This is a genomic window from Amycolatopsis sp. Poz14 (genome assembly GCF_006704225.1).
GTDB classification, from domain to species: Bacteria; Actinomycetota; Actinomycetes; order Mycobacteriales; family Pseudonocardiaceae; genus Amycolatopsis; species Amycolatopsis nivea.
The window spans coordinates 9,282,443-9,306,127 of the sequence record NZ_JACLHD010000001.1; the positions used below are offsets into that span (position 1 = coordinate 9,282,443).

A 23,685-nucleotide genomic window follows, 5' to 3' on the forward strand; every position below is an offset into this window, starting at 1 on the left:
AACGATCACCTCTCGGCCGTCTCGCAGTCGGCTCGCCGTGGAGCGCCAGGCGACCGACATGACCCAGCATTCCCTGGAGGACAACAACATGCGGAAAATCGGCATCGTCGGCGTCGGCGAGATCGGCAAGGCCCTCGTCGAAGGCATACGGCACGAAAACGGTGCGACCGCGGACATCTTCCTCTCCCCGCGAGGAGCCCGCACCGCCGCCGAACTGTCCGAACGTTTCGAGGGCGTCCAGGTGTGCGCCGACAACCAGGAGGTCGTGGACCGCGCGGACCTGGTGATCATCGCCGTGCGCCGCCAAGACCGCCACGAAGCGCTAGGCGGGCTCAAGGTGGCCGACGAGAAGATCGTGGTCACCCTGATGGCAGGGGTCGGCATCGACGCTCTGCGCCAAACCCTCGGCACCGCCGCCCCGATCGTCCGCGCCATCCCGCTGCCCGCCGTGCGCGTTCGCCGGTCCGTCACCGTGACCACACCTCCGCATCCAGCGGTGGACGCTCTCTTCGACCAGTTGGGCGGGTCGTTGCCCGTCGCGGACGAGGACGCCTTCAACGTCTTCTCCGCCCTGACCGGGACTCTCACCGCCCACTACGCCTACCTCGCCACGCTCACCGCCTGGGCCGGCGAGCATGGCATCGCGACCGAGGTCGCCGAACGGTACGTGCGCGGTCTCTTCCAGAACGTCGGCCGCGCACTGGAGGACAAGAGCCGCTCGCTGGATCAGCTTGCCGCCGACCACGAGACACCTCAGGGAAACAACGAACGAATCCGCACGACGTGGTTCGGGCCAGCCAACGCCGAGGCCCTCGCCACAGCCCTGGACGGTCTGCTCGCTGACCTGAAATAGCGGCTTCCGGGCGAAGACCTGTTTCCGTGCCCTGGAACGGCCTGTCGCTCGCATGGATCTTGCCGGGCGGGGGATTGTGCCTCGGCACTCCCCCGTCCGCGCGTGCGATGACCGGAACGGACCACGGACGCCCGCGGGTGACGACTGCGGTCAACGACGTTGAGCCTGAACAAGATCAGCTCACCGGAACCGCACCGGCCCAGCAGCCGCAGCTCCGGGTTTCGTGAGGCACGCCGCACCTGCTCGTGTTTCTGGGGCACGCCGCACCTGTTCGTCCAGTCGTCGCCCCACTCGCTGCCCGCAGCAACAGGATTCCCCGGTGGTACTCGGCACCTGGTTTTCCAGGAGCCGCTGACCGAGCACCCGCAGCACCGGATCCCCGGAGCCACACAGGACCTCGCCCTCCGGCAGCCGCCCCGCCCAGCACCCACAACACCGGACTCCCAAGGCCGCACAGCACCTCCTCCAGGTGCCGCGTCACCTTGGCCCGGCGGCTGCAGAGCGGCGGCTGGACTCGGCACCGGTTTCGGTGGCGCCGCCGAAACCGAGCCAGTCCATACCGGATCCGAAGAACGGCCGCCCGGAGCGCGGTCTCCGACTACGGCCAAGTGCAGCCATATCGGGTCGGCGCAAGCCACCGCACTCAGATCCCGGCCAGCCAAAATTCCGCCCAGCATCCAGCTGTCCCGGGATTACCCGCCCGGTTCGGGTACCAGCCCTCGCGGAATCACCACGCTCACTAGATCCGGCAGCACAGGCATCCATTCCGGATGCCGGGCAACGACCTCCCGCACTCTCACACGCGGAGCGTGCTGTCGCGCAAAGTCGTCCGGACCCACGGCGAAGTACCCGCGGGACCACCGCGTTCGATTAGTCCGGCAGCATAGGCATCTCCATCCCCGCCTCATGGCTCAGCAGCGCCGCTCGGGTCAGCGCGGCCGCGCCGAAGCGGTCTCGTAGCGCGTCCACTGCTGAGTCCAGCGCAGTCGCCTCCGCGGACAGCGCTGGGCTGGACGGTTGATCCAGCGGCAGCGCCAACTGCACCGCGCCGTGGCTGTCGAGGTTCGAGAACGACAGGCCCAGCAACGTCAAACCCCGGTCGTACACCAGCGGTTGCGCCGCGGACAGCAGGCCGCGGGCGGCGCAGAGCAGCGTTTCCGTGTGGTCGGTGCTGTCGGCGAGCGTGTGCGACCTCGTGGCGCGGGTGAAGTCCGCGAAGCGCATTCGCAGCACCACCGTCCGGCATACCCGCGACGCGCCGCGCAGCCGACGGGCCAATCGGTCCACAATAGACACCACGATCTCGTCCAGTTCGGCCGGAGAGCGGGAGCGGCGGCCCAGCGCGCGTTGCGAGCCGATTGAGCGGCGACGTTTTCCTGGTTGAACCGCGCGCGGGTCGCGGCCGTGTGCCAAGGCGTGCAGGTGACGGCCCGAACCTGGGCCCAGCATGGAGACCAGCGCGGCCTCGGGCAGTTCGGCGACCTGGCGCACGGTGCGGACGCCGCGTTCCCGCAGCTTCGCCGACGTCACCTTTCCCACTCCCCACAACCGCTCCACCGGCAGCGGGTGCAGGAATTCCAGCTCCTGATCTGGCGGCACCACCAGCAAACCGTCCGGTTTCGCGACGCCGCTCGCCATCTTCGCCAGGAACTTCGTGCGCGCCACCCCTACCGTGATCGGCAGCCCGACCTGCGCCAGCACCTCCGCGCGCAGGCGTACCGCGATCTCCGACGGACGTCCGGCAATCCGCCGCAGACCGCCGACGTCCAAGAAAGCTTCGTCGATCGACACTCCTTCCACCGCCGGCGTCGTCTGCCGGAACACCTCGAACACCGCCTTGCTCGCCGCGCTGTAGACCGGCATCCGCGGCGGCACCACCACGGCATGCGGGCACAACCGCCTGGCCTGCGCCCCGCCCATCGCGGTGCGCACGCCCAACGCCTTGGCCTCGTAGCTCGCGGCCAGCACCACGCCACCGCCCACGATCACCGGCCTGCCGCGCAGCCGGGGATCGTCGCGCTGCTCGACCGAGGCGTAGAACGCGTCGAGATCGGCGTGGAGGATCGGTCCTTCGCTCGTCACGAACATATGTTCGCATCGAACACCGACAAAAACCGCGATCCGTTCACTCGAACGGAGTAGGAAAATCTCCCGAAGCCCGGACGGAACGCGCTAACCTCTCCCCCGTGCGGCTCGTCCTGTTCGACCTCGACACCACGCTCGTCGATCGCGCGGAGGGATTCCGCCGCTGGGCGTGGGAGTTCTGCGCGGAACACCGGCTCGCCGACGCGGACGCCGCGTGGCTCATCACCGCCGACGACCGCGGGCGCGCCGACCGGGCGACGTTCTTCAAAAACCTTCGCGAGCGCTTCGACCTGCAAGAACCCGATCTCGAAGACGCCTACCGCGAACGCCATCCCGCCCTCGTCCCGGCCGCGCCAGGCGTGCTGGCCGGATTGCCCCGGCTGCGCGCGGCGGGCTGGCGGATCGGCGTCCTCGGCGAGGGCGAACCGCAGCTGTCCACGCTGCTGTGCACCGGAATCGCCGGACTCGTGGACGGCTGGGCGCTCGCCGGGCCGGACGGACTGTCCACATCGGACCCGAAGCTGTACGGGCTCGTCGCCGAACGCTGCGAGACCACGCTGGACGACGCCTGGTTCGTCGGCGCGGACGTCGGACCCGCCCGGTCCGCCGGATTGCGCACCGTGCGAGTCGGCCCGGACCGCGAACCCGCCGCCGCGATCGCGCTGCTGCTCGAGAGCTAGTTCTCCACGTCGATCTGCCAGGTGCCGTTGCGCTGCGACATCGTGTAGCGGTGCGTCTCGGTCGTCGGGCCGCCGCCGGCGCGGTGATAGGTGATCACCGCGGTGAGCGTGTTCTCACCGGTGACCTTCACGTCGTTCGCGGTCACCGAACTGAACCGGCTCCACCACGCCTTGTACTCGTCGAAAGTCTGATTTTTGTGCGCGGCACGGAACTTGTCGCTGATCATCGCCCAGCCGGCTTCCAGATTGCTCGGCAGGTACGAGAAGTAGGCACGCAGCGCGGAAGCCATCGCCTCGGGCGAGTTCGCCGCGGAACTGGAGGACGGAGGGCTGCTCGACGAGGACGGCGCCGACGGCTGCGTCGACGGTGACGGCTGCGACGCGGACGAGGTCGCCGGAGCGTTGGAAGCCGCGGAACTCTCGGCGGCGGGCGGCGGGTTCGCGGACGGGTTTTCGCCCCCGTGGTCGCGGGTGAGGACGACAGTGACGATCACGGCGATTACGACAAGCAGCGCGCCCGCCCCGGCGAAGATCATCCCGCGGCGTCTTCGGTCCGAGCCCGCGGGCGGCGCGGCAGCAGCGCCCGCGGCCGGAACCGCGACCGTGGTGGGTACGACCGGCGGTTTGGCGTCCGGAAGGGTCGGCGGTTCCGGGACCGCCACGACCGGGGTGACGCCGCCGTCGAGTTTGCGCAGTTCCGTGACGACCTCGGCCATCGACGGCCGGTCCTCCGGCTTGAGCTCCAGCAGCTTCAGCAGCAGCGGCTCCAGCTTCCCGGCCTGTTTCGGCGGGTTGATCGAACCGCTGGAAACGCGGTACAGCAAGGCGATCGCGTTGTCCGCCGTGCCGAACGGCGGGTCGCCCTCCACCGCCATGTACAGCGTCGCACCGAGCGCGAACACGTCGGAGGCGAACGTCGCTTCCTCGCCGCGGGCGACCTCGGGCGCGAGGAACGCGGGCGTGCCGGAGATTTCGCCGGTCGCGGTGAGCGTGACGTCGCCGACCGCTCGGGAAATGCCGAAGTCGGTCACCTTGACCGTGCTGCCGTCGTCGCCGAGCAGGACGTTGCCCGGTTTGACGTCGCGGTGCACGATGCCCGCCCGGTGCGCGGCCGCGAGCACGCCCGCCAGCTGCACCGCGAACGGGATCGCCTCGTCGACGGTCAGCGGACCGTCCTCGCGCAGTTTCACCGCGAGGCTGCGCGAAGGCAGGTACTCCATGATCAGCCACGGACGGTCCTCGTGCTCGACCACGTTGAAGACCGAAATGGCGTTCGGATGCTGCAGCCGGGCGGCGATGCGGGCCTCGCGCATGGCGCGGTTGCGGGCTTCCTCGACCTTGTCCTCGCCCTGGTTCACGGGCATGAGGAGTTCCTTCACCGCGACGACGCGGCCGAGGATCTTGTCCTCCCCGCGCCAGACCATCCCCATCGCGCCGCTGCCGATCAGTTCGACGAGCTCGTAGCGACCGGCGACCTGCCGGCTCTCCTCGGTCAACGGAAAACCCTTCGGTGCGACATCATCCACGGACGGCGATCACCCAGTTTTCCACGGACGGCCGGAGCCGGATCCGCGACCCACCCGCGCCAGGCCGGGGTTGCTCCGGGTGGCCGAGTCACGACAGGGTGAGCACATGACCACGACAGCGCCGTCTTTCCGGAGTGTGTTCCGGATGGGCGAATTTCGTGCGCTCTGGCTCGCGCACGTATTGTCGGTGGCAGGTGATCAACTAGCACGAGTCGCGCTGACTGTGTTGGTGTTCAACCGAACGGCGTCCGCGGGTTGGGCCGCCGGGACGTACGCGCTCACCTATTTGCCGGACCTCCTCGGCGGTGCGCTCGGCGGGCTCGCCGACCGGTTCCCGCGCCGGACCGTGCTCGTGGTCGCGGATGTCGTGCGCGCATTGCTGGTCGCGTTGATGGCGATCCCCGGCATGCCTTGGCCGGTCGCCGCGGGACTGCTCGTGATCGTGCAACTCGCGGCCGGACCGTTTCAGGCGGCTCGGCAAGCGGTCCTGCCGGACATGCTGGGCGAGGAGAAACTGGCGACCGGTCAAGCGATTCTCTCCTCGACGTACCAGGCCGCGCTGGTGATCGGCTTCGGCGCGGGCGCCGCGGTGGTCGCGTGGCTCGGGGTTTCGGGCGCGCTGTGGGCGGACGCGGTGACGTTCGCGGTGTCGGCGGCCGCGCTGCGCTGGGGACTGCGGCTGTACCCGGTTTCGAAGGTGACCGCACACGCGCCGCAATGGGCGTCGCTGAAGGCTGGTTGCCGGCTGGTCGCGCGGGACCGGAAACTGCGGTCGCTGCTGGCGATCGCGTGCTGCTGCGGGTTTTACGTGGTGCCCGAGGGATTGGCGGTGCCCGTGGCCGCGCAACTCGGCGGCACAGGCGTGCTCGGCTGGCTGCTGGTCGCGAACCCGGTCGGGACGCTGCTCGGCGCGCTGCTGATCAGCCGGTTGCCGCGGGCACGGCAGGTGCGGTGGCTGGGCCCGCTCGCGGTGGCGAGCAGTCTCGTCCTGCTGCCGACCGGCTGGACGCCCGCGTTGCCGGTGGTCGTCGTGGTCTGGACGGTGTCCGGGATGTTCTCCGCGCACGACTTGATCACCCAGGTGCAGTACAGCCTCGCCGCGCCGCCGGAACAGCGCGGCCAGGTGATCGGAGTCGCGATCGCGGCGTTGCGGGCGGCGCAAGGCCTGACGATCGCGGCCGCGGGCGCGCTGGCACTGGCCTTCGCGCCGACGACGGTGGTCGCGATCGCCGCCGTCGCCGGGGCGGGGTGCGCCGCTCTGGCCGGGATCGCCTGGACGCGGGCGGTGCGAGCGGACCGCGCGGTGCGGCCCCGCCGAACTCCCCTCGACGGGGCCACCCCACCTCCCGCGCCGTAATCCGCGGGACGGGTGCGCCGCGGGACTGGCTTCGGTCACGTCCAGTTGTTGTCACGCATGCCCTCTCACCTCCTCGTGGGGCGGGCTGGGGGCGGTTCAGCGGGTCCAGTTGTTGTCGCGCACGGCTGGGCTCCCTTCTTGGCTCGACGGGCGGTGGTTGCGGGGGTCAGCGGGACCAGTTGTTGTCGCGCACGGGACAGTTCCTTTCGCGGTTGGGCGGTCGGTGGTCGCGGGATTCAGCGAGTCCAGTTGTTGTCACGCACGGCGGCGGCTCCCTTCCTGTCTCGACGGGCGGTGGTTACGGGCTCAGCGGGACCAGTTGTTGTCGCGCACGGGACAGTTCCTTTCGCGGTTGGGCGGTCGGTGGTCACGAGATTCAGCGAGTCCAGTTGTTGTCACGCACAGCAGCGGCTCCTTTCGTGGCTAGGCGGTCGGTGGTCGAGAGATTCAGCGGGTCCAGTTGTTGTCGCGCACGACGGCAGCTCCCTTCCGGATCGACGGTCAGCACTCAGCACGTTCAGCGAGTCCAGTTGTTGTCGCGCATGGCAGTTGTTCACCTCCTCCGCGCACATTTCGTGCAGTGGTTTCAGCCGTCTCACCGAGTCCAGTTGTTGTCGCGCATCGCGAGCTCTCCTTTCCGCATCCCGGATTCCCTTCTCCGCCCCATTCACCAGTTGTTGTCCCGCACTGTGGGCACCTCCTCTCATCTGCGAAGACCGAAGTCTCGACCTCGAGTCGAGACCGCGAGGGAGACCGAGGTCACCGAAGAGCCGTCCAGTTGTTGTCGCGCACTGTTGTCACCTCCGTTTCAGAGTCGCGCCTTCGGCGGTTTTCGCACGTCATCGCCGGTCGGCTGGTCACCGAATGTGGCCATGGGGGGCCAAATGGGACCCTCGTGGATCCCCTGGTCCGGCCCGGATTCGGAGCAGCTGGTCACTACTCACAGTGGCCACCTCCCCTCGCCGGCCGTCTGGCGCTGGGCTGACCGGGCGAAATCGCCCCGGGGCTTCCCAGAGTCCGGACGACAGGCAGCACACAACGCGCCTCGTCGTTTACCGTAGAAGCCAATCGGGTGAGGTGAAGAGTGCGCGGACGAGTTGCCGGGTGGTTCACAGGCTGGCGCCTATGGCGGCTGCCCTCTCACGTCCGCATGTATGTGCTGCTGGTGAACGTCGTGGCGGTGGGCACCACCCTCGCCACCGCGTGGCTCGCGCCGGTGCGTCAGATCGACCTGGTCCGCTTCGGGGTTCTCGCCGTGTGCGCGGCGCTCGCGATCGAGGCGACCCGGCACATCGAACGGCAGCGCGAGTACAGCCGAGCACCCACCGTCGCGTACGTCGACACCAAGGCTGTGTGGAGCATCGCCGCCGTAGTGGCGCTGCCGGCGATCCTCGCGTCGGCGATGGTCGTGCTCACCTACGCCGTCGCCTGGTGGCGGATCTGGCCGCGCGAACGGCCGGTCCTGCCGCACCGCTGGATTTTCTCCTGCGCGTCCGTCCTGTGCGGGACGCAAGCCGCCGTCGCGGTGCTCGCGCTCGGGATGCACGAGTACCCGGGAGTGCTCGCCCACGGCTTCGGGCCCGGCCTGGTCGACCTGATCGTCTTCGTTCTCGCCGCCGGGCTGCGCTGGGCGATCAACACCGCGCTCGTCATGGTCGCGATCGCGCTGTCGAGCCCGCCGCGGTCGTTCGCCGACCTGTTCTCCGGTTTCGGCGACCAGCTCCTCGAAGCCGGCGCGATCGGCCTCGGCCTGGTCACCGCTGCGCTCCTGCTGCTGGCCAACCCGCTGATCCTGGCGGGCGTCGTGATCGCGCTCGTGGCGTTGCACCGCGGGCTGCTGCTCACCCAGTTCCAGCGCGACGCGCGCACCGACGTCACCACCGGGCTCGCCACCAAACGCTGGTGGCGCACGGTCGCCGAGCGCTACCTCGAACGCGCGCGGGCGAACCAGGACAGCGTCGGCGTGCTGCTGCTGGACCTCGACCACTTCAAGGCGATCAACGACACCTACGGCCACCCCACCGGCGACCTGGTGCTGCGGGAGATCGCCCTCTCGCTGCGCGACGAGGTCCGCGAGCAGGACGTGTGCGGCCGCTGGGGCGGCGAGGAGTTCGCGATCGCGCTGCCGGACATCCCGAGCGCCGAACACCTCGGCCACATCGCCGACCGCATCCGGCGGCGGATCCCGCAGGTGGTCGTCGCGCTGCCGGACCAGGATTCGGTGATCAGCGACCTGACCGTCTCGATCGGCTGCGCGCTGTACCCGGCGAAGCACCTCGCCAGCGTCGACGACGTGCTGGTGGCCGCCGACGCCGCGCTGTACCGCGCCAAGCAGGCGGGCCGCAACCGCGTCGAGCTGGCCAGCGCTTGACCGCCTGCTCAGGCCACCGCTAAAACTCGTCTCATGGACTGGACTCTCGAGGTCGTCGTCGTTCCAGTAACCGATGTGGACCGGGCGAAAGCGTTCTACGTCGACCAGGTCGGCTTCCGCCTCGACCACGACATCAACCCCGGACCGGGCCAGCGCCTGGTGCAGCTGACGCCGCCCGGATCCGGCTGTTCGATCGTGCTGGGCAAGGGCATGGTCCCGGACATGCCGCCGGGTTCGCTGAAGGGTCTGCAGCTCGTCGTCGCCGACGTCCGGAAGGCTCGCGAGGAGCTGGTCGCACGCGGCGTCGACGTCGGCGAACTCCAGGTCTACGGCTCAGACCCGGGCACCGGCGCGCTCGAAGACCTCGACAACATCGGGTTCATCCACTTCGCCGACCCCGACGGCAACAGCTGGGCCGTCCAGCAGATCTCCGCGCGCGCCAAGAGTTGACCCTCGACCACGGCAACCGCCCGTGTCGAACCGGCCTAATCCACCAGCGCACCGCAGCTGACGTTCACCGTCGCGGCCGTCATCGTGCGGGCCCGATCGGACGCGACAAACGCCGCCACCGCACCGACATCGGCCAGCGTCGCGGTGCGGCCGAGCATGGTCGGTTCGGCGAGTTCCGCACTAAGTTCCTCGGCACCGGGGAAGTCCGCGGGGATTGTTTCCGGGACGCCGCCCGTCCGAAGGGTCACCGTGCGGACGCCGTATCGGCCGAGTTCGGCGGCGAGTTGTCGACGCATCGCTTCCAGCGCGGAGAAGCCGACCTGCAGACCTCCGACCGCGTGGTTGCGCACCGGGTCGCCGTCGCCGCCGAAGAGGAGGACGACGCCGTTGCCTTGGCGTTTCATGTGCCGACCCGCTGCGCGCATGGTGAGGAAGGTGGTGCGCACGCCGTTGACTACCGGTTGTTCGTAGTCGGCCAACGACATCTCGACCATCGGAGTCCCCTGGACGTCGCCGTGGCTGATCACGTTCACCGAGATGTCGAGACTGCCCGCAGCCTCGACCACTGCGTCGGCATGCGCGTCGACAGATTTCTCGTCGAGCGCGTCGACTACGGCGACGTCGGCGCGCCCGCCAGCAGCGCGGATCTCCCCGGCGACTCGGTCCAGCTTCTCGCGAGTACGTCCGGCCAGGAAGACCCGCGCGCCTTCCTCCGCGAACGCTCGCGCGAACGCACCGCCGATTCCTCCGCCAGCGCCGTACACAACCGCGTTTTTGTCTTCGAGCAGCACCTTCCGGGCTCCCTTCTCGTGCCTGTCACCAATGCGTCGAGCGGGGAACCGGGAAATCGACACCGTTCTCAGGGACGTTCCGCACCCATCGGATTCGGAATAGGCACACCTCCGTTGTCGATGATCCGCCGGCTCAACGGGATTGCCAGGTCCAGCAGCCGGTCGACGCCTTCCGGGCCCAAGGCTTCGAGCGGAGCGGCGGCCAGGCGGTCGGTGGTTTCCTCGATGGTCCGGCGGACTTCCGCACCCGCTGGGGTCAACCCGCCAGCGTCGAGCAGACCGCGATCGACCAGGTTTGCCGTTGCCTCGGACCATTCCTCGTCGGTCCACCCTCGGGCGCGCTGGACTTGCTCGCGGCTGGTGGCTCCGGTGGCGATGTGGGTGAGGGTGGTTTCCAGCCCGGTCAGCCCGGACGCGACTGCGGCCAGGACGTGGCCGTCGCCCCGGTGTTCGCGCAGGACGGCAGCAGCGAGCCACAACCGGGCCAGCGGCCGGTCTGGACGAGGCACCGCCGACCAGGCCGCGGCGAGTGGCCGGGCATCGAATTGGCAGGCGGCGACAGCTTGTTCCAGCAGCGTGACCAGTTCGTCCACAGTGGACGGACCGAGGAGTCGCGTCAACGTCGCTTCGACCGCTTCCACCCGCGTGCGCACAACATCGGCGGGAGAAGCGAACGTCCACGCGTCCGGCAGCGCTCGCTCGACCATCCGCGGCGCGAACCCGAAGAACATCGACGTGACCGGTTCCGGGCCGATCGGACCGAGTGGCGCCGCCCGGCCCGCGAAGTAGCCCATCCACCAACCGCGCAAGCCGATGTCCTTAGCCGCCGCGGCGGGTTCCGGGGCAAAGTAGACGACTGCGTGGAGGGGTTCTATGGCGGTCCAAAGGTTTCGGGCCGGGTTCGGCTTCATGCGGAAAACTCTAAGCCCCGGGTACGACAAAAACCGCCGCACAGAAAGAAGCCCGCCGCCCCGGAAGGGGGACGGCGGGCCGTGGAACCGATAAACCTCAGGCGAGCTCGAGGCCGTAGGACTGCAGTTCCAGAGTCAGCGGGTAGAAGTAGCTGGTCTGGGTGTCGCCGCCGGAGAGGGTGCCGAGGCCCTTCTCGCCGTCGTACGCCGGGCCGCCCGAGTCGCCGTGGTCGGTGTGGGCGGTGGTGCCGAACTCGTGGTTCAGGACGCCGACGTCGAAGTTGACCGACTCGTCCACCGAGGTGACCTCGCCGCTGCCGCCGCCGGTCGTCTGGCCCATCTTCTGGATCTGCTCGCCGACGGTCGGCGTGCCGGCGCTGGTGATCTGCTGGCCGGTGTTGATCGCGCCGGGACCGGAGCCGTTCGGGCGGGTCAGCAGGCCGGAGTCGGCTCCGGGGCAGTCGCTTTCGACGACCTGCGCGCCGGAAACGTCGCCGCCGGACCAGGTGCCGCCCTCGTTGGTGCAGTGGCCGGCGGTCAGCATGTACGGCTGGCCGCCCTTGGTCACGTTGAAGCCGAGGGAGCAGGTGAACTGGCCGTTGTTGATCGAGTCGCCGTCCGCGATGTAGGTGGCCAGCTTGCCCGAGCGGTGCTCGACGCGCGCCGCGTCGCCCAGCTTCGCCGCGGCCGCCGCGACCTTGTCCTTCGTGGCCTGGGACGCCGAGTCGTAGATCTTCACCACGACCTGGTTGGTCTTGGTGTCGATGCCCCACGACGTCTGCGGCACGTTCTTGACGGTGTCCATCTGGTTCTTCGCGCCGGTGAGGGCGGTGAAGCTGTGCTTGACGAGCTTCGTCGCGAAGCCCGCGGCCTTGGCCTTCTCCTGCGCCGCGGCGTCGGTGACGTTCAGGACCGCCTTGCCGCGTTCGAGGTAGATGCCGCCGTTTCCGGCGCCGAGCGTGTCGGCGACCTGCGTCGCCTGGGTGATCGCCTGTGCCTGCATCTGGGCGAACGCCATCGGGCTTGCCGAGGCGGCGTTCACGCACATGCCCGCGGTCAAGGCCGCGGCCGACAGTGCGGTGAATCCCGCGACGAGCGTCTTCCGGGAAGTCATGGATCTTCCTCCAGGTGGGCTGAACCGACCGGTGGGACGCCCCACACTTTTGTTGCCCGGCAACCAACGCGAAACCGACGAAGGTTGGTTAATAACCAAAAAATGCGGACCAATCGGACACCACTGCGCCGTTCGGGCCACCTGGAATACCCCGAACGGCGCCGCTGACCTGCGTCGCGACCTGGATCAATGCTGTCCGGGCCACCGGACGTGCTCGGCGTAGCCCTCGTTCTTGCGCAGATACCCGGCGATGAACGGGCACACCGGCACGATCACGCCGCCCCGCGCGACGACATCGTCCAGCGCGGCCTTCGCCAGCACCTTGCCGAGCCCGCGGCCGCCGAACTCGTCACCGATCTCCGTGTGCGTGAAGACGGTTTCGGTGTCCTTCGGGGTGAACTCGGCGAAGCCGGCGAGCTTGCCGTCCGCATACACTTCGTAGCGGTTTTCGCTGTCGTTGCGGGAAACGCTGGTCTCTTCGCTCATTCCCGCATCTTCACACACCACCGCCGGCGAGGCCCGATTCCGTGCTCTCCCTGGCAAGCACCGTGTGCGGCGCGACGAACTCCTCGGCAGGCAGCTCCGGGTTCTCGATCCGGGCGGCGAGGCGGGACACCGCGGTCCGGGCGATGAACGGAGTGTCCAGCGAGACGGTGCTCAACGACGGGCGGGAATAGCGGCCCTCCTCGATATCGTCGATGCCGATGATCGCGACGTCCTCCGGGACCCGCAGACCCGCGTCGAACACCGCTCGGATCGCGCCCATCGCGAGCAGGTCGGAATAGCAGAAAATCGCGTCCGGGCAAGGGGATTCGCGAAGCAGCGACGCCGTAGCCGCGTATCCGTCGGCCCGTCCGTAATGGGCTGCGGTGGCCTGCAACGCGTTCACCGGCTCAAGTCCGTGCTCGTCGAGCGCTTTGCGGAATCCCTCGGTGCGCTGCAACGGCGTCGAGTACGTCTCCTTCGGCTGGGCACCGATCGCCGCGATGCGCGTACGGCCGCGGTCGAGCAGATGCGTCGTCGCGTCGTGCGCCGCGACGACGTTGTCGATCGCCACGTGGTCGAAGCGGTTGTCGAAGACGTGCTCGCCGAGAAGGATCAGCGGCGACGAGCGGGCCGGGTCCACGTCGCGCAGTTCCTCGCTGGTCGCGAGCGGCGCGAACAGCATGCCGTCGAACAGGTTCCGCCTGCCCCCGCCGCGCAGCAGCTGGCGTTCCCGCTCGTGGTCGTGCCCGGTCTGGTCGATCATCACCTGGAAACCGAGGCTCGCGGCGGCGTCGATGACCTCGCGGGCGAGCTGGCTGAAGTACGGCACGTCGATCTCGGGCACCACCAGCGAGAGCAAGCCGGTCTTGCCGGTGCGCAGCGTGCGGGCGACCGGATTCGGGATGTAGCCGAGTTCGTCGATGGCACTCAGCACGCGCTGGCGCATCTTCTCGCTGACGTGCTCGTACCCGCTGACGACGTTCGACACCGTCCGCACGGAAACCCGCGCCCGGTTCGCCACGTCCCGCAACGTCGCCGCCATGAAACTCCTTCCGCCCGGAAAGTCATCCTACCTTTTGCAACGTGTGCAAGCATGTCGTACAGTTTGCCTACGTTGGCAAATCCGCGGCGCGCCTCGCCGCGTTGCCACCGTCCCGCACAAAGGAGTGCCATGAACCCCACTCTCCGACGGAGCGGACGGACAGCCCGCCTCCTCGCCCGCCGGGCCGGCGCCGTCGCCGCCGCGGCCCTGCTCACCGCCGGGCTGACCGGCTGCGGCCCGGACATCAGCTCCGGCGGTTCGGCGGCGGACAACGCCGTGCTGCAGGCGCCGTCCGAAGACGCGCCGAAAGGCGAAATCACGATCTGGGACCGCTCGGGCGACCTGTACAAGGTCTTCGACGCCGCGATCAAGAAGTTCACCGCGAAATACCCCGGCGTCACGGTCAAGCACGAGGCCGTCGACATCGACGGCAAGCTCCAGAACACGCTGATCACCGGCACCGACGTGCCCGACGGGGTGTTCCTCGACGACGCCAAGGTCGGCGGCTACGTCAGCCACCTGTGGAACCTCAAGGACGTGCTCGCGCCCTACACCAAGGACATCGCCAAGCAGAAGGTCGACGTCAACACCGTCAACGGCGGCATCTACGGCGTTCCGTTCGACCTCGACCCCGGGCTGCTGTTCTACAACGCGAAAGCGCTGAGCGCCGCCGGGATCGACCCGAACGGCATCAAGACCTACGCCGATCTGCTCGCCGCGGCGAAGAAGTACCAGCAGTTCAAGCCGGGCGCGAAGCCGATCCACCTCGAACAGAACGCCTTCAACAGCCAGCTCCAGCTCGAGATGTTCGCCAGCCAGCTGGGCACCGGCCTCGCCGGCCCGGACGGCAAGCTGCGGCTGAATTCCCCGCCGTACCACCAGATCCTGACCTGGCTCGACACTGTGCGCAAGGAAGGGCTCGGCACCCGCGCGGAGTACCTCAAGCCCAGCGACGTGAGCGCGCTGGACTCCGGCGACGAGGTCTTCTACCCGTGGGCGATCTGGTTCGACTTCGCCCCGCAGCAGCAATTGACCACGACGAAGGGCGACTGGCGGGCGATGCCATTGCCCGCGTGGAACGCCGGCGGCGCACGCAGCGGAGCGATGGGCGGTTCGTCGTTCGTCATCCCCAAGGACGCCAAAAACCCGAAGCTGTCCTGGCTGTTCTACCGCTTCCTGATGTTCGACCAGGCGGGCTACACCGCGGTCTACGGTCCGAACGCGGTCTATCCGGGCGGGCTGAACACGTCGGTCCCCGCCTACCTGCCCGCGGCCGATCCGGCGAAGCCGCTGTTCCGGCCGATCGACGCGATGGGCGGCCAGGATGTCTGGAAGACCGCCGTCGAAGCCGGCCGGGAAATCCCCGGCGGAGCGCCGATCCCGGCCTGGTGGTCGGGCGCGGTCGACTACCTCGGCACTGATCTGCAGAAGATGCTGGACGGCGCGCTGACTCCGCAGCAGGTGATCGACAAGGCGAGCAAAGACATCCAGACCAACCTGATCGACCGCAAATGACCACTCGCTCCGTTACCGCCGAGGCGAAGGTTTTCCGGGAGCCGTCTCCGTCCGTCGGGCCGCAGGCCGGAAAACCGCGGCGGCGCGCCTTCGCGTGGCGCCGCCGCTTCGCCCCCTACCTGTTCGTGCTGCCGTTCGTGCTGGTGTTCCTGGCTTTCAGCGTCTACCCGTTGTTTTTCACGCTGCGCCTGAGCTTCACTGACTGGCACGGCTCCGGCACCGCGCACTGGATCGGTTTCGACAACTACCGATATCTGCTGACCAGCAACGGCTTCTGGTCGTCGCTGGGCAACTCCGGGGTGCTGTGGCTGCTGATCGTCCCGGCGCAGATCGTGCTGGCGGTGCTCGTGGCGGTGCTGCTCAACGCGATCAAACGGCTGCGCGGGTTCTACCGCGTGGCGTTCGTCGTGCCGTTCGTGACCCCGCTGGTCGCGGTCGCGCAGATCTGGATCGTGCTGTTCGACCAGAACAACGGCGCGGTGAACGCGGTGCTCGGCGCGGTCGGGCTGCCGCCGGTCGGCTGGCTCGTCACGAGCGGATGGGCGAAGCCGACGCTGGCGTTGCTGTTTCTCTGGAAGACCACCGGGTTCGTCGTGCTGATCGTCCTTTCTGGACTCCAGCAGATCGACCGGGGACTGTACGAAGCGGCCTCGCTCGACGGGGCGGGCCGGATACGGCAGCTGTGGTCGATCACCGTTCCGCTGCTGCGCCGGTCGCTGATGTTCAGCGTCGTGCTGCAGACGCTGGCGGTGTTCCAGATGTTCGCCGAGCCGTACGTGGTGACGCAGGGCGGGCCGTACACGTCGACCACCACCGCCGGGCTCTACCTCTACAACCACATCACCCACGCGGATCTCGGCACCGGGGCGGCGAACTCGTTCCTCCTGGTGATCATCGTGATGGCGGTGTCGCTGCTTTTCGTGCGGCTGCTGCGAGCGGAGGACTGACATGACCACCCTCGACGTCCGGGAGCGGCGGAAGTCCGCCCGCCCGCTGCTCGCCTCGCACGCGTTCCTGCTCGTGCTCACCGTCGCGCTGCTCGCACCGGTGGTGTGGGCGATCCTGTCCTCGTTCAAACCGGCGGGCGAGATCATCCGGAATCCGCTCGGATTCGACCCGGCGACGTTCACCCTCGCCAATTTCCGCGGGATGTTCCAGGACGTCCCGATCGGCAGCGGCTTTCTCAACACCGCCGTCGTGCTCGCGGCGAAGGGCGCGATCACGATGTTCTGCGCGCCGCTGGCGGCCTACGCGTTCGCGAAGTACCGCTTCGCGTGCCGGAACCTGATCTTCGGAGCGGTGCTGCTCACCTTGATGCTGCCGACGATCGTGCTCGTCATCCCGCTGCTGCTGGAGATGAAGGAACTCGGCTGGGTCAACACCTACCAGGCGCTGATCCTGCCCGGTTCGGTCGACGCGTTCGCGATTTTCTGGATGCGCCAGGTGATCGCGGCGGTGCCGGACGAACTGCTCGACGCGGCCAGGGTGGACGGCTGCGGCGAGTTCGGCATCTTCTGGCGGGTGGTCGTCCCGGCGATCCGGCCGGGGCTGGCCGGACTGGGCGTGCTGACGATCATGAACATCTACAACGATTTCGTCTGGCCGGTGGTGGCGGCCAGCTCCAGCCGGATGGCCACGCTCCAGGTCGTTCTCTCGACGCTCGCCCAGAACATCTCGGGCAACCGCGTGGGATCGGATTACGCGACCGTCACCGGCGAACTGCTCGCCGCCGCGTCGATCGCGCTCGTTCCGCTCCTGATCCTGTTCATCGTGCTGCAGAAGCATTTCATCAACGGCATCCTCGCCGGAAGCGTAAAGGGCTGACACACATGACGATTGCCGAGAACGCCGCCGACCCGCGCAGCGAAGAGGCGGTTCCCCGGCCCGGATACCCGCGCCCCGACCGGGACCGGTCCGCGCGGTGGCTGAGCCTCAACGGCCGCTGGCGGTTCATCGCCGACGACGGGGCTCCCGAGTCGATCATCGTCCCGTTCGCCTGGGAGACCGCCGCTTCCGGCGTGCAGCGAACCTGGCTGCCGCGCGCGGTCTATGCCCGTACGGTCACGGTTCCGCCGGAGTGGAACGGACGCCGCGTGGTGCTGTGTTTCGGTGCCGTGCATCACCGGGCGGCCGTCTCGATCGACGGCGTGCCCATCGGCTCGCACGTCGGCGGGTACAGCTCGTTCGAATTCGACGTCACCGACGTGCTCGAACCCGGCCGCCCCGCCGAGCTGACCGTGGAAGTCGAGGCACCGGCGGACAAACGCGAAATCCCGCACGGCAAACAGCGTTCGATCCCGCGGGACGACTACGACGGCGTTTCGTTCACGCCGACGTCCGGGATCTGGCAGAGCGTCTGGCTGGAGGCCCGCGGGCGCACGTACGCCGCCGAAGTCTCCGTGCGCGGCGATTCGCTGACCGGCTTCGACATCACCGGCGACCTCGCTGGCGACGCTCCGGAGACTGCGGTCGTGGTCGCTCAACTCGAAGGCCGCGAGACCGTCCTCCCGGTGCGCGACGGTCGGTTCTCCGGACGGCTGGACGTTTCCGACCCTCAGCTGTGGAGCCCGGAATCACCGCATCTGTACTCCATCGCGCTGACCGTCGGCGAGGGCGACGACGCCGACCGGCTGACCGTGACCGGTGGGCTGCGCCGGATCGAAACCCGCGGCGAAGCGTTGTATCTCAACGGAGAACGGCTGTACGTGCGCGGGGTGCTCGACCAGGGATATTGGCCGGAGAGCGGGCTCACCGCACCGGACGACGAAGCGCTGGTCCGCGACCTCGAACTGGCCCGGGAACTCGGTTTTTCCCTGGTGCGCAAGCATCTCAAGCCCGAGGAGCCGCGCTGGCTGCACCACGCGGACCGGATGGGGATGCTGGTGTGGGCCGAACCGCCCGCCCCCAGCAGGTTCAGCCCGGCCGCAGCCGCTGCTTTCGAGGCACAGCTGCCGGGCCTCGTCCGCCGCGACGGCAACCATCCCTCGATCGTCATCTGGGGGCTGTACAACGAAGAATGGGGCCTGGACTGGGACATCCCGGGCAGCCCCGAGCGCGCCGCCGCGGCAACGCACGCTTACGACCTCCTGCGCTCGCTCGACGACACCCGCCCGATCGTGGAGAACTCCGGCTGGGCGCACGTGAAGACGGATCTGGTCGACTGGCACTACTACGACGAAGACCCGCGCCGCTGGGCGGACAACCTCGCCGCGCTCGCGTCCGGCGAACGGGAGTCCTTCGAGGTCAAGCTCCGGGCGGACTTCCTTGTCGACAAATCGTTCTACGGCTCGGCCAGCTTCCCGCGTTCCGGAGTGCCGGTGCTGAACAGCGAATACGGCGCGGGGTTTACCAGCCTGGAACGAGCGTGGCACGTGCGCTGGCAGACGCAGGAAATCCGCAGGCACGACCGGTTTTCCGGGTACATCTACACCGAACTGACCGATGTGGAACACGAAATGGCGGGCCTGCTGGACGCACACCGGCGGCCCAAGGACTGGGGCGGGCTCGACCCGGCCGACGCGTTCGCGCCGACGACGCTGGTAGTCGACCTGGTCCCGGCGCACGCGGGCGCGGACCTGCCGGTTCCCGCGGAACCGCTGACTTTGGACGTGCACGTGTCGCACACCGGAACGGAACCGATCGCGGGAACACTGCACGCGGGGTGGGGAGCCGCTGGCTCGCGAACTCTCCCGGAGTCGATGAATTCCGTTTCCGCGCAAGCGAAACCGTTCCGGCTCAGCGACGCGTTCCCGCTGACCGTCCCCGCACCGGGCGGCCCGGCGCGGCTGCACCTGTGGCTGGAGACCGAAAGCGGGACAGCAGCGCGGACCTTCGTGGACGCGGCCGTGGTGGAGGAATTGAACCGGCGCGGCGCGCGGGAGTGACCGTTCGTGGGAAAGGGCGGCCAGCTTGAGCTGACCGCCCTTTCCGCTCAAGCAGGAACGTGCCAGGACTGAGTGAACAGCCCATTGCAGTCATAGATCTGCAGTTGCGTGCCGTCCGCCGTCTGTGCCTGCGGATCGTCCAGGCAGCGACCCGATGGCGGGTTGTAGATCGATCCGTCCGCGCGGGCCTGCCACTGCTGTGCAGGCGTGCCAAGGCAGTCGCGCAGCTCTACCTTGGCGAAGTTGGCAGTGCTGCCGCCGACGATGTTGAGGCATTTGTCGAAGGCGCGGATCGTGCCGTCGGTTTCCAGTGACCACTGCTGACCGGTCGCGATGCCGCAGGTGTAGAGCTGCACCGCGTTGCCGTTGACGGACGTGTTGGTGTTCACGTCAACGCATTTGCCCGCGGGGCCGGTGATCTGGCCCTGCGCGTTCGGCAGCGTCGCCGTGCCGAAGGCGGTTTCGCATTTGCCGGTGGACAGGTGTGTGCCCGCGAGCATCAGGAAGGTGTTGCCGGACGACGCGCCGAGCAACGGGGAGCTGTACCCGGCGCACGCCGTCTCGCCCGCGTCGTAGCCGCCGGTCGGAGCGGTGGTCACCGGCGTCGTGATCTCCTGCCAGGCACCGGATCCGAGGTTCCGGTTCACGAACAGCACGTGCCCGTCTTCTGGCTGGACGGCCAGCGATCCGTCGGTGCCCGCGACGACCCGCTGTCCGGACGCGACGAGGGTCCCGTTCGCGCCGCCGGCGGGCGACCACGTCAGGTACGGCGTGTGCAGCAGGAAGCGGTGGTCGGCGGTCTCGATCCGGGTGCCGAGGCTGCCGGGGTTCCACGATTCGGCGTCCGCGGAGGTCTTGATGTAGACGTCGCAGGCCTGATCCGGGTCGGCACCGGCTTTGCAGTCCTCGTAGGTCATCGCGTAGGAGCCGTTGGGCAGCGGGACCACGGTGGCCATCCCCGGCCGGTCGACACCGTTTTGCACCGCGACGTCGTAGACCTCGCTGCCCCAGGTCAGGCCGCCGTCGGCGGAGACGGTGTGCGCGAGCACCTGGGCGTATCCGTTCGAGGACGGGCGTTCGTCGGAGAAGTAGCAGACGAGACCGTGGCTGGTGGTCTCGAACTCCGGCTCCCAGATGCCGTGTCCGATCGTGTTGGCCATGCCGGACTCGGCCGCGCACGAACTGCGGTAGGTCCAGCTCGCTCCCTGGTCGGTGGACGCGAACACTTCCACCGCCTGCTGCGTGTAGTCGCCGTGGTTCCACGCGGTGCCCGCGGCGAGCAGCGTGCCGGCGGGCAGCGATCCTTGGGCGCGCGGCAGTTCGTAGAGCGTCGGGCCGTCGAGATCCCAGCCGTGCTGGGTGTCGGTGACCGTGCTGATCGGCGAGGAAGTCCACGTCACGCCGTTGTCGGTCGAGCGGTAGATCGGGAAGTTAGCCTTTCCGACGCCGGTGCCGGAATGAGAGAACGTCGCGAGCAGCGTGCCGTTGGCGCCGCCGTTGTGTTCGAGGCGGATGACCCGCGGATAGCTCGCGTCTTCGGTGGAACCACTCGCGGTGCTGGGCCGGTAAAGCACTCCGCCGGACGTCGTCGCCGCGACGGCGACGCCTTGCGGGAGCGCGGCCGCGACGAGCACTACGGCCGCGACCAGCGCGCCGCACCGTCGTGGACCAGATCGAGAAGCCAGGGGACCAGGCGACATGAGCGTCACTCCTAGGACGGGACAGCGCCGCGGCCCCTGGGCACGACGGCCCACGCGTGCGGCCTTCTCTCGCCGCCGCGCCGAGTCGTCTCGAAGAGGGCCGCCACGGGGATCCGGGCCGCTTTGCCATCGTGTGAAAAACTGAGAATACTCCAGTTTGCACACGTTGCAATAAGCTGTTCGGGCCGCCCGCGCAGTCGTACGCACCGGTTACCGCACCCCTACCCGGATGTCGGCGCGCCCCGCACCGACGAGCGACGCGACAGCACACAGGGGCGATCCCGCGCCAGCCCCCGCTAGGCCGCCCGGGCGACCGCCCGGTTCGCCGGAGTGGCGGGCCTTCCGCCGCGCCGGTGCGGTCTGTTTGCCTCGTGGTGTCGGTACCCGCGACCGCGAGGGGAGCCCGCGTGCAGCCGTTCGTCCTGCCCGAGTTCTATCTGTCGTACCCGGCCCGGCTGAACCCGCACCTGGTCGGCGCGCGGAAGCACAGCAAGGCGTGGGCGTACACGATGGACATGATCGACGTGCCCCAGCACGGCACCGTCATCTGGAACGAGCACGACCTCGACTCCCACGACTACGCGCTCCTGTGTTCCTACACCCATCCCGACGCCGCCCCGCAGGAACTCGACCTCGTCACGGATTGGTACGTCTGGGTATTCTATTTCGACGACCATTTCCTGGAACTGTTCAAACGCACCGGCGACATCGAACACGCCCGCGGTTATCTGGACCGGATCGCTCGTTTCATGCCCGCCGAGGGCGAAATCACCGATACCCCGGAAAACCCCGTCGAACGCGGCCTGACCGATCTGTGGAACCGCACTGTCCCGCACCGGTCCGCGGCCTGGCGGCGACGCTTCCGCGAAAGCACGCGCAACCTCCTCGACGAATCTCTCTGGGAACTGGCCAACATCAACGAAAGCCGGGTCGCGAACCCGATCGAATACGTCGCCATGCGCCGCAAAGTCGGCGGTGCCCCCTGGTCGGCGAACCTGATCGAACACTCCCTGAACGCCGAGGTCCCGGACGAAATCGCGGCGAAACGCCCGATGGAAGTCCTGCGCGACTGCTTCGCCGACGCCGTCCACCTCCGCAACGACCTCTTCTCCTACCAGCGCGAAGTCGAGGACGAAGGCGAACTTTCCAACAGCGTCCTGGTCTTCGAAAAGTTCCTGGGCTGCACCACCCAAGAGGCCGCGGACGCGGTAAACGACTTGCTAACCTCGCGCTTGCACCAATTCGAGCACACCGCCCTCACCGAAGTCCCCGCCCTCTTCGACGAACACGGCGTACAACCAGCCGGGCGAGCCGAAACCTTCGCGTACGTCAAAGGCCTGCAAGACTGGCAATCCGGCGGACACGAATGGCATCTGCGCTCGAGCCGCTACATGAACGAAGGCGCCCTAGAAGCCCGAGGCGGCCCAGAGTTGCTAGGCGGCCCTTCCGGACTGGGCACCTCCGCCGCCCGCATCTTCCGCTCCGTCGCCACCACCGCCCCGCAACGCACACGATCTTTCACCCACCACCCTCACGAACAACTAGGCCCAGTCCCTCTGCCCGCCCTGCCCCTGCCCTTCCCCCTGCGACTCAGCCCGCACCTCTCCGCGGAACGCACGAAAATCGCCGATTGGCCACGCCGCATAGGTCTCCTGTCCGAGGGAGTCTGGGACACCGCCCGCCTGCGCGCGTCCGACGTGCCACTGGCCACCGCAGGCATCTGCCCCGACGCTCCCCCGGAACAGGTCTCCCTCACCAACGACTGGCTCACCTGGGGCACCTACGCCGACGACTACTACACAGAAGTCCTCTCGTCTGACCTGTCCGCCACCAGACTGACCACCGAACGCCTCAAACTCTTCATGCCCACCATCGGCGAGCCCCCTCCCTCACCGCAAACCGCGCTGGAAACCGGTCTAGCGGACCTCTGGCAACGCACCACCGGCCCCCTGAGCCCCGCCGAACGCGAAACCTTCCGCGCCACAGTCGAGTCCATGATCGACGCCTGGGTATGGGAAGCGGCCACCCAAGCCCAAAACCGCATCCCCGACCCCATCGACTACGTCGAGATGCGCCGCCGCACCTTCGGTTCCGACCTGGTGGTGAGTATCAGCAGGCTGTCCAACAGCCGCACCGTCCCCGAGGAAATCCACCGGAACCGAGTCATCGAAGCACTGGAAGACTCCGCCGCCGACTACGCCTGGCTGATCAACGATTTGTTCTCCTACCGCAAGGAAATCGAGTACGAAGGCGGCCTGCACAACGCAGTGCTGGTAGTACGGTCCTTCCTGGATGTCGAGCAAGACCGAGCCATCCGCATCGTCGCCGATCTGGCGGAAGCCAGACTCGCCGAGTTCCGCCACGCAGCAGACGTAGGCCTGCCAGGCCTCTTCGCCGACTACGGCCTGGACACAAAAGCACGCGACACACTCACCGCTTACGCGGACCTGCTGAAGAACCTGATGACCGGCATCGCGAACTGGCACCACGAATCCGCTCGGTACACAGACGAAGAACTGGACCGAGTCCGCGCCGCACAACTCACCGCCGAACCGACCCCACCCGCTGCTAACCCCATGCAACACCCAGGCTGCACCGGCACCCCCACGTCCCGCTCGGCGCAACCCCGCGCTTCCACCTGAACGCAACGGGCCTAGGCACCAAATCCCTCCACATCCCCGCCCCATCCAGCCCAACCCCACACTGACGAGGTACGTGAGGGGAACCCTGAGGAACTCTGATTCCGTGAGGGTTCCCCTCACGACCCACGACCAGCCCGCCACCGCCCCGGGATGCGCCCCAATGCGGCATTGGGTGCATCCCACGCACCGAACGCCACATTGGGTGCATCTGACGCACCCAATGCCACATTGGGGCGCAAGCCCTCACCCCCACCCAGCCGCACCGATGCACCCATGCA

The 23,685-nt window shown here is 68.3% G+C and carries 18 protein-coding genes; 10 read left to right on the forward strand and 8 right to left on the reverse strand.

Going from position 1 to position 23,685, the window contains the following annotated elements:
- Positions 1-58 precede the first annotated feature (58 nt).
- On the forward strand, positions 59-853 hold the full coding sequence (locus FKO37_RS43090; RefSeq protein ID WP_205669936.1) for an NAD(P)-binding domain-containing protein: 795 nt from the start codon (positions 59-61) through the stop codon (positions 851-853).
- Positions 854-1,723: 870 nt separating this feature from the next.
- Here the strand turns inward: FKO37_RS43090 and dinB are convergent.
- A complete protein-coding gene (dinB, locus tag FKO37_RS43095) occupies positions 1,724-2,941 on the reverse strand; it encodes a DNA polymerase IV (protein ID WP_238608117.1) in 1,218 nt (405 codons plus the stop codon).
- 98 nt (positions 2,942-3,039) lie between these two features.
- Here dinB and FKO37_RS43100 point away from each other — a divergent pair, with 98 nt between their 5' ends.
- Positions 3,040-3,618, forward strand: coding sequence for an HAD family hydrolase (locus FKO37_RS43100; protein ID WP_134732755.1), 579 nt, complete (start codon positions 3,040-3,042; stop codon positions 3,616-3,618).
- Here FKO37_RS43100 and FKO37_RS43105 read toward each other — a convergent pair.
- Positions 3,615-5,114: a serine/threonine-protein kinase gene (locus FKO37_RS43105; protein WP_238608118.1), complete on the reverse strand. Its 1,500-nt coding sequence runs from the start codon at positions 5,112-5,114 to the stop codon at positions 3,615-3,617. The genes FKO37_RS43100 and FKO37_RS43105 overlap by 4 nt on opposite strands.
- Before the next feature lie 136 nt (positions 5,115-5,250).
- Between FKO37_RS43105 and FKO37_RS43110 the strand changes: the two genes are divergently transcribed.
- From FKO37_RS43110 to FKO37_RS43120, 3 genes are all read left to right on the forward strand, one after another.
- Complete coding sequence (locus FKO37_RS43110; RefSeq protein WP_238608119.1) at positions 5,251-6,501, forward strand: MFS transporter; 1,251 nt, start codon at positions 5,251-5,253, stop codon at positions 6,499-6,501.
- Positions 6,502-7,585: 1,084 nt separating this feature from the next.
- The gene (locus FKO37_RS43115) at positions 7,586-8,872 is read left to right on the forward strand and encodes a diguanylate cyclase (RefSeq protein ID WP_199818059.1); all 1,287 of its coding nucleotides are present in this window, start codon (positions 7,586-7,588) and stop codon (positions 8,870-8,872) included.
- Between the two features lie 33 nt (positions 8,873-8,905).
- Positions 8,906-9,322, forward strand: coding sequence for a VOC family protein (locus FKO37_RS43120; protein ID WP_134663351.1), 417 nt, complete (start codon positions 8,906-8,908; stop codon positions 9,320-9,322).
- A 35-nt stretch (positions 9,323-9,357) separates the two neighbouring features.
- Here FKO37_RS43120 and FKO37_RS43125 read toward each other — a convergent pair whose 3' ends face one another.
- The 5 genes from FKO37_RS43125 to FKO37_RS43145 form a co-directional block, all read right to left on the reverse strand.
- Positions 9,358-10,113 (reverse strand): SDR family NAD(P)-dependent oxidoreductase, encoded by a 756-nt coding sequence (locus tag FKO37_RS43125; RefSeq protein WP_238608120.1) that lies wholly within the window; start codon positions 10,111-10,113, stop codon positions 9,358-9,360.
- Positions 10,114-10,181: 68 nt separating this feature from the next.
- Positions 10,182-11,024 carry a hypothetical protein gene (locus FKO37_RS43130; protein WP_238608121.1) on the reverse strand — a complete coding sequence of 281 codons (843 nt, stop codon included), beginning with the start codon at positions 11,022-11,024 and terminating at the stop codon, positions 10,182-10,184.
- A 97-nt stretch (positions 11,025-11,121) separates the two neighbouring features.
- A complete protein-coding gene (locus tag FKO37_RS43135) occupies positions 11,122-12,138 on the reverse strand; it encodes a S1 family peptidase (protein WP_043839525.1) in 1,017 nt (338 codons plus the stop codon).
- Positions 12,139-12,324: 186 nt separating this feature from the next.
- Positions 12,325-12,624 carry a GNAT family N-acetyltransferase gene (locus tag FKO37_RS43140; RefSeq protein WP_238608122.1) on the reverse strand — a complete coding sequence of 100 codons (300 nt, stop codon included), beginning with the start codon at positions 12,622-12,624 and terminating at the stop codon, positions 12,325-12,327.
- Positions 12,625-12,634: 10 nt separating this feature from the next.
- A complete protein-coding gene (locus FKO37_RS43145; RefSeq protein WP_238608123.1) occupies positions 12,635-13,666 on the reverse strand; it encodes a LacI family DNA-binding transcriptional regulator in 1,032 nt (343 codons plus the stop codon).
- 129 nt (positions 13,667-13,795) lie between these two features.
- Between FKO37_RS43145 and FKO37_RS43150 the strand changes: the two genes are divergently transcribed.
- The 4 genes from FKO37_RS43150 to FKO37_RS43165 are packed head-to-tail and all read left to right on the forward strand — an operon-like array spanning position 13,796 to position 19,065.
- Positions 13,796-15,181, forward strand: coding sequence for an ABC transporter substrate-binding protein (locus tag FKO37_RS43150; RefSeq protein WP_238608124.1), 1,386 nt, complete (start codon positions 13,796-13,798; stop codon positions 15,179-15,181).
- Entirely contained in the window at positions 15,178-16,128 is a 951-nt protein-coding gene (locus FKO37_RS43155; protein ID WP_238608125.1) for a carbohydrate ABC transporter permease, read from the forward strand. Before FKO37_RS43150 ends, FKO37_RS43155 begins: the two co-directional genes overlap by 4 nt.
- Position 16,129: 1 nt before the next feature.
- Positions 16,130-17,005, forward strand: a complete 876-nt coding sequence (locus FKO37_RS43160; RefSeq protein WP_238608126.1) for a carbohydrate ABC transporter permease — start codon at positions 16,130-16,132, stop codon at positions 17,003-17,005.
- A 5-nt stretch (positions 17,006-17,010) separates the two neighbouring features.
- The gene (locus tag FKO37_RS43165) at positions 17,011-19,065 is read left to right on the forward strand and encodes a glycoside hydrolase family 2 protein (RefSeq protein WP_238608127.1); all 2,055 of its coding nucleotides are present in this window, start codon (positions 17,011-17,013) and stop codon (positions 19,063-19,065) included.
- 47 nt (positions 19,066-19,112) lie between these two features.
- On the opposite strand, the gene FKO37_RS43170 is transcribed toward FKO37_RS43165, so the two are convergent.
- Positions 19,113-20,765: a sialidase family protein gene (locus tag FKO37_RS43170; RefSeq protein WP_238608128.1), complete on the reverse strand. Its 1,653-nt coding sequence runs from the start codon at positions 20,763-20,765 to the stop codon at positions 19,113-19,115.
- A 407-nt stretch (positions 20,766-21,172) separates the two neighbouring features.
- Here FKO37_RS43170 and FKO37_RS43175 point away from each other — a divergent pair, with 407 nt between their 5' ends.
- On the forward strand, positions 21,173-23,407 hold the full coding sequence (locus FKO37_RS43175) for a germacradienol/geosmin synthase (protein ID WP_238608129.1): 2,235 nt from the start codon (positions 21,173-21,175) through the stop codon (positions 23,405-23,407).
- The last annotated feature ends 278 nt before the right edge of the window (positions 23,408-23,685 follow it).